Here is a 702-nt window from a genome sequence, read left to right on the forward strand (position 1 = left end):
TTAGCTGATGGCCACATTGCTGCGCTCAAAGCCGTCGGTGAAAAAGCAGGATTACACATTTATAACCTCGGTACCGGCAAAGGCTCTAGCGTGCTTGAAATGGCAGAAGCATTTGGTGTGGCTTGCGGTAAGCCAGTCCCTTATGAGCTTTGCCCGCGCAGACCAGGCGATATTGCTGAGTGTTGGGCAAGCACCAAGAAAGCTGAGCGTGACCTTGGTTGGAAGGCGACGCGCAGCATAGAGGATATGACAGCGGATACCTGGCTGTGGCAGTCAAATAACCCTCAAGGTTATTCCCCAGAGTAATGGAAGCGAAGCTGCTGCGCCAATTTCATCGGGAGTGGCAGTTAAAAACGAATTTTTGAGAGTTGAGTAAGTAAGATGTCGAATGTTGAATTTAACCCTGTGGATCACCCACACCGTCGTTATAACCCGTTAACAGGGCAATGGATTTTGGTCTCCCCGCACCGGGCAAAGCGTCCTTGGAGTGGTGCCGATGAAAAACCGGCCATGGATGAATTGCCGAATTACGACGCTAAATGCTTCCTGTGTCCGACCAATGAACGTATTTCTGGTGACGTAAACCCAGACTACCAAGGCACTTATGTGTTCAACAACGATTTTGCTGCTCTGATGGTGGACTCGCCAGATGCGCCTGAATCGGATAACCCATTATTTAAAACTCAGGGCGTGCGTGGATTG

Annotated in this window: 2 protein-coding genes; both read left to right on the top strand. The window is 50.0% G+C overall.

The window, feature by feature from the left end:
- The coding region (locus tag RXX31_RS08740; protein WP_317588781.1) for a GDP-mannose 4,6-dehydratase at window positions 1-306 on the top strand (306 nt) is incomplete at its 5' end.
- 75 nt (window positions 307-381) lie between these two features.
- Window positions 382-702, top strand: a 321-nt coding sequence (gene galT / locus RXX31_RS08745) for a galactose-1-phosphate uridylyltransferase (protein WP_317588783.1), incomplete at its 3' end; no start/stop codon positions are given.

Origin of the sequence: Vibrio sp. EA2 (assembly GCF_033042495.1) — a bacterium.
Taxonomy (GTDB): Bacteria; Pseudomonadota; Gammaproteobacteria; order Enterobacterales; family Vibrionaceae; genus Vibrio.